The following is a 1395-nucleotide window of genomic DNA, read 5'->3' as shown; positions in this document are numbered from 1 at the left end:
GCGTCGCATCCAGCTTGGCGGCTTGCGACACAGACACCTTGAGCTTGCAGGAGATGGTCAAGGCTTGGTTTATGCTCCTATTTTATCTCATCAGATGCTATATTGTTGTCCGGCTTCTTGCATTCCTCCGGACGCAAGGACTCCGTCCCGCTTCGCGAACGGCTACGCCAGAGCGCGGGGCTCCTGCGGTTTCTAGCTGAAAAGGGGTATCCAAATCCAGGTCAGGAACGTATAGGCTTTAGGCGTCCAAGAACGGTTTGCCGGCACCCAACTATGCGGATCACTTGCTACCCCGATAACCTCACCTTTGAGGCCAATCCTCTGCTCACGATCTTGGAAAACCTACTGCAGGCCGGGGTGCGCCATGTCCATGCCTGTGGCGGCAATGCCGCCTGCTCCACCTGCCGGATCATGATTTTGGAGGGCAGCCAAAATTGCCGTAGCATGACCCCTGCTGAGAAGAAGTTGGCCGAACGGCTGGATCTCCCCGTGCATATCCGCCTTGCCTGTCAAACCCGCATCACCGGGGATGTGACGCTGCAGCGGCTGGTGCTCGATAGGGCAGATGTGGAGGTGGCCCAGCATCAACTGCAGGCTCAGTCCATCGGCGAGCAGACCACCGCCGCCATTCTCTGCGCTTCGCTGTGGGGGACGGCCAATTTCGACGAGGAGAACTTTCCCTACGATGTTGTTTACACTTTGGGTCGCCACTTCGTCCAAATGGAGTCGGTGGTACAGCGATACCAAGGAGTGTTGGCCAACCAAAGCGGGCTGAGAAGTCTGGCCCTGTTTGGCTTGGGACAACCCGAACGGGCAGTACGGCAGGCTCTGCAGGCGGGGTTGGCGCTTTTGCAATCGGTGGCGGAGCTGAACAGGTTTCTGCGACAGCTCACTTACCCAGAGGTCCGGCTTACCCTCGGGATCCACCATGGCCCAGTGATCCTACTCCACATCGACCCACAAGAGCCGCGGCGAGTTTCAGCCTTTGGCAAGGCAGTGAGTTTTGCCACCTGGCTGGGATCCCTTGCTGAACCCCTCGATCCCCCCAAAAAGCCCCAGGAGAGGCCGAACTCGCAGCTGTTGATCTCGGCACCTGTGTATCGAGCAGCGCAGGACTTGTTCTTGCAGGTGGAGCCCCTTGCTCTGAAGCCTTCCCCTGAGGCCAAGCCGATTCAGGTCTTTAGGGTGCTGCCTGGTCAGGTCAAGTTGCCTGTTGATGAAGAGCCAACTCCGCAGGCCGTGACGCCCCAACCCACCGGCTGGCTAGAGGCGCTGCAGGAATGGCTGCGGGCCTGGTCGCGCTTCTGAGGGATCCCCTAGAATCCAGCACCGACCTGCTAGAGCTGCTGCACCTGGGCCTGTAGGTAGGGGATCCCCACCCGGTGGCAATAGTCG

The 1395-nt window shown here is 59.4% G+C and carries 1 protein-coding gene; it reads left to right on the top strand.

The window, feature by feature from the left end:
• Window positions 1-273: 273 nt before the first annotated feature.
• Window positions 274-1308: a 2Fe-2S iron-sulfur cluster-binding protein gene (locus NW853_RS06380; protein ID WP_414348421.1), complete on the top strand. Its 1035-nt coding sequence runs from the start codon at window positions 274-276 to the stop codon at window positions 1306-1308.
• The last annotated feature ends 87 nt before the right edge of the window (window positions 1309-1395 follow it).

It is taken from the genome of Synechococcus sp. H55.11 (assembly GCF_047462475.1).
Taxonomy (GTDB): Bacteria; Cyanobacteriota; Cyanobacteriia; order Thermostichales; family Thermostichaceae; genus Thermostichus.
The sequence above is the reverse complement of the archived record's forward strand: the minus strand, read 5'-3'. Positions and strand labels throughout refer to the sequence as shown.